Genomic DNA, 3,748 nt, shown 5'->3' with positions numbered 1-3,748 from the left:
TCACGCCAAAACAGCGCAGGGAAGAATCTTGCGCAAATCACCCACCCACGCGAAACCTCCTGCCAGGCATGCCCCAAGGGCACCCCGCAAACCAAACCGAGTCACCAACGAAATGAACGAAATCGAACAGCCATGAGGATCGCATCTCGCAACGCACGCTCATGACCAGCGATCGCGATACGCCATCAACGTGCGATCGAACGCGGAATATCGTGGGAGACAAAGGGAAACCGCGCGACGCAAAGTTCCGACCTTGCAGAAGAAGGGATGGGTGCACCGCTGCGAGGACGGAATGCTCTCGATTTCACCGGAGGTCGCCCCGGCTCTCGCAGATGCCATTCGGGATGCAATCGCTCATCTCGAAAAGATCTGCTGCACGGTCGAAACCGCTCACGAAGCCAGAAAGAGAGCGCACTATGGCGAGCAGTTCGCCGCTTTGACGATTATAGCCGCGTGCTGAAGTGCTCACGCTTCTTCTTTAGTCTTCAGCTTTGCCTGTTCGAGCGGCCAATATTCCATTTCGAACAGCTCGCGCTCGAAGATCGGAGCGAAGCGACCGAACTCTTCCGCCACGTTTGCGACGCGCGCCATCTGCTCTAGCCGATCGCGGGCCATGCGCGCCCCTTTCTCAGTCGCACCGACAGCAAAAGCCCCTCCCCCGGCACAAGCGTCGCCGAGATGGCAGCCACGGTCGCCCCATCCCGCGCCTTAAATATTTAGTTTCCTTGACATTTATGCGACCAACCCGTTCGCTTTACGCGCGAAGTTTGCTGCTTCCGGGGAGGGCATAGGGATGATCAAGCCGCATTCGAACCGCGCGTGGCTACTGTTGTTGCCTGCGCTTCTCATCTTGGGGTTTGTCGCTGTCCTGCCTCTGGTCGCGGTGTTCAACTATTCTTTCCACGACATCTTCACCCTCGACACGGCACTTTGGGTCGGGCCGCAATGGTATCTCGAGATCATCCGCGATCCGAGCTTTTGGGCGAGCCTCGGGCGAAGCGCATTGTTTTCGGCCATCGTGTTGTCGATTCAGGTGCCGCTGGGGATCTGGATCGCTCTCTTGATGCTGCGGATCGGTCGCTGGGCGGTGCCGGTGTTGATGATGCTCGCCCTGCCCCTCGTTGTTCCGTGGAACATGATCGCGGGCATGTGGCTCACGCTGATCGATCCGCAGGTCGGGCTTCTCGGCAAGGCGATCGCCGCAGCGGGTATTGGCTTCGACTACAAGTTCACCGCGCTGCATACTTGGATCCTGATCGTCGCGGCGGATACGTGGCACTGGCTGGGCCTCGTCGTGATCCTCTCCTATGCGTCGCTGTCGGCGATCCCGGCCTCCTATCGACAGGCGGCGGCGATCGACGGAGCCTCACGGCTCGCGGTATTCCGCCATATCGAATTGCCGCGCATCGCCGGGGCGCTCTCGATCGTGCTGCTTCTGCGTTTCGTGGACAGCTTCATGATCTACACCGAGGCTTTCACGATTAACGCGGGCGGGCCGCAGGGTGCGACGACTTTCATCTCGCTCGAACTGGGAGAGGACATTCGCAGCTTCACCTATGGCCGTGCCGCCGCGCGTGCGATGCTCGATTTCCTGATCGTGCTGAGCGTCGCATGGGCGTTCATCCGCATACGCGCCGGGCGCGACACCTCGCCGGAGGCGACCCGATGAAGATGACGCGAATGCGCCCATCAATTCTGCTCGGCCTCGCCTTCGCAGCTCTGGCCCTCTTCATCCTGCTGCCCTTCGTCCAAACGGTGCTGTTGAGCTTCACGCTGACGCTGCCGCGCGAGGGATATCGCGAGGGACAGGCGACGCTGATCAACTATGCCGCCGTGTTCGCACGCCCCGACCTGCGCGATGCAATCTGGAACTCGCTTGTCTATGTTCTGCTCAACGTGGCGCTCTGCCTCGCCGCCGGACTGCCCGCAGCTTACGCGATTGCGCGCTTCCGCTTTACCGGCGATCGCCACATTCTCTTCGCGCTGATCGCCTTTCGCCTGACGCCGCCCGTCGTGCTGTCGCTGCCGATATTCATTCTCTTCGCCCATGTCGGACTGGTGAACAGCCCGGTCGGGATCGCGCTGGTGCATTGCGTGTTCAACCTGCCGATCGCGATCTGGATCCTCGAGAGCTTCATCGCCGCCGTGCCGCGCGAATTCGACGAGACCTGTTTTCTCGACGGCCATTCCTTCGGCCATTTCTTCGTCGGAAAGCTGATCCCGCTGATCGCGCCGGGGATCGGCGTGACCGTCTTCTTCTGCTTCATCTTCTCTTGGGTGGAGGTGGTCTTCGCGCGCATTCTGACGGTCACTGCGGGCAAGCCGATCACCATGGCGATCAGCGCGCTGTTCGGCTTTCAAACGGATATCGGGCTGGTGATGGCGATGACCGTTGTCTCGCTGATCCCGGGTGTCGCGATGATCTGGTTCGTGCGTAATCACATCGCACGGGGATTTGTCATTCGCACCTGAAGCTCAGAATGCGGCGCGCAGAATGTCGCTCAGGACATCTTCGCTCAGCGGCACGGGATTCGCGGCCATGGAGGAGCTGGACCGCGACAGCCGCGCGGTCTCCTCGATCTCATCCGGATCGACACCCATCGCGCCAAGCCGGGGCAACCCCCATTCGTCGATCTGCCGCTCGAGCGCCGTGAAAGCGTCAGCCGGCGCAACAGCCAGACCCTCACCCAGCCAGCCCGCCACCTCGTGGAATCGCGCGGCCATCGCGGGATCGCCCGCCACGGCGGCACGGTTCGCCTGAAGCACTCCGGGCAGAAGCCGTCCGCAGATCGCCCCATGGGCCGCACCGCTCCGGCCACCGATCACGCCCGCAAAACCATGCACCGCGCCGAGGCCCGCATTGCCCAGAGCGACGCCGCCGAACAGGCTCACCCGCGCCATGTCGTCTCGTGCATCCGTGCTCTCCCGCGCCATCAGCTGGACCAGCGCATGGATCGCGCGCGGGATCGCATCGCGGCAAAGCGCGTCGGTCAGAATATTCGCACGACTGCAGAGATAAGGCTCGATCACCTGCGTCAGCGCGTCCAGCCCCGAGGCCAGCGTGACCGCACGCGGGCAGCGATCGGTCAGCGCCGGATCGACGATCGCGAGCGAGGCCATCATCCGATCGTCGCGCAGGCTGACCTTGCGGCGGTGTTCGGGGAACTGGATCACCGCATTGCGGGTGGCTTCCGCTCCGGTGCCGGCGGTAGTAGGGATCGCGACAAACGGCAGCGGCGGCGCGCTTAGCGGGCGCCCCTCCCCGACCAATTCAAAATGCACGATCGGATCGCTCGCAGCGGGGATCAGAGCCGCCAAAGCCTTGCCCAGATCAAGCACCGCGCCGCCCCCGACCGCAACGACACAATCGGGGCGCATCTCGCGCAACCGACCGAGCGCATCACATAGATCCGGGTAGCTCGGCTCGCCGCGGCTGACGATCACCTCGACCGTCCGGCCCGCCTCGCGCAGAGTATCTTCCAGCGTGTCGGCCCAACCGACCGAACGCCCGCGCACGAGCGCTACACGCGCCCCGTAGCGCGCGATCAGCTCCGCGCCCGCATGCCGCTCGTCGCGCCCGAAGAGAATGCGGCCGGGAAAGCGCAGAGCGAAGTCCATCAGACCGACCTCGCCGCCGCGATGGTGGCCTCGACCGCCTTTTTCCACGCAGTGTAGCGGGCTTCGCGTGTGGCCTCGTCCATCTGCGGGGCGAAGTTGCGATCGAGCGCCCAGCCTTTGGCGAACTCTT

Annotated in this window: 4 protein-coding genes; 2 read left to right on the top strand and 2 right to left on the bottom strand. The window is 63.2% G+C overall.

The features are described 5' to 3' along the window. Positions 1-465 precede the first annotated feature (465 nt). Complete coding sequence (locus B6V76_RS20050; RefSeq protein WP_166504651.1) at positions 466-615, bottom strand: hypothetical protein; 150 nt, start codon at positions 613-615, stop codon at positions 466-468. Between the two features lie 178 nt (positions 616-793). Between B6V76_RS20050 and B6V76_RS19575 the strand changes: the two genes are divergently transcribed. Continuing rightward, positions 794-1,669: a sugar ABC transporter permease gene (locus B6V76_RS19575; RefSeq protein ID WP_240497918.1), complete on the top strand. Its 876-nt coding sequence runs from the start codon at positions 794-796 to the stop codon at positions 1,667-1,669. After that, complete coding sequence (locus B6V76_RS19570) at positions 1,666-2,472, top strand: carbohydrate ABC transporter permease (protein WP_240497917.1); 807 nt, start codon at positions 1,666-1,668, stop codon at positions 2,470-2,472. Before B6V76_RS19575 ends, B6V76_RS19570 begins: the two co-directional genes overlap by 4 nt. 3 nt (positions 2,473-2,475) lie before the next feature. On the opposite strand, the gene B6V76_RS19565 is transcribed toward B6V76_RS19570, so the two are convergent. Continuing rightward, a complete protein-coding gene (locus B6V76_RS19565; protein WP_088728325.1) occupies positions 2,476-3,618 on the bottom strand; it encodes an iron-containing alcohol dehydrogenase in 1,143 nt (380 codons plus the stop codon). Positions 3,619-3,748 lie beyond the last annotated feature (130 nt).

The organism is Thioclava sp. IC9 (assembly GCF_002213225.1).
GTDB classification, from domain to species: Bacteria; Pseudomonadota; Alphaproteobacteria; order Rhodobacterales; family Rhodobacteraceae; genus Thioclava; species Thioclava nitratireducens.
This window is presented reverse-complemented; position numbering and strand designations above follow the sequence as displayed.

Bases quoted from the DNA above. Each gene is read 5' to 3' on its own strand.
- B6V76_RS19565 (WP_088728325.1), bottom strand. From the start codon at position 3,618: ATGGACTTCGCTCTGCGCTTTCCCGGCCGCATTCTCTTCGGGCGCGAC.
- B6V76_RS20050 (WP_166504651.1), bottom strand. From the start codon at position 615: ATGGCCCGCGATCGGCTAGAGCAGATGGCGCGCGTCGCAAACGTGGCG.
- B6V76_RS19570 (WP_240497917.1), top strand. From the start codon at position 1,666: ATGAAGATGACGCGAATGCGCCCATCAATTCTGCTCGGCCTCGCCTTC.
- B6V76_RS19575 (WP_240497918.1), top strand. From the start codon at position 794: ATGATCAAGCCGCATTCGAACCGCGCGTGGCTACTGTTGTTGCCTGCG.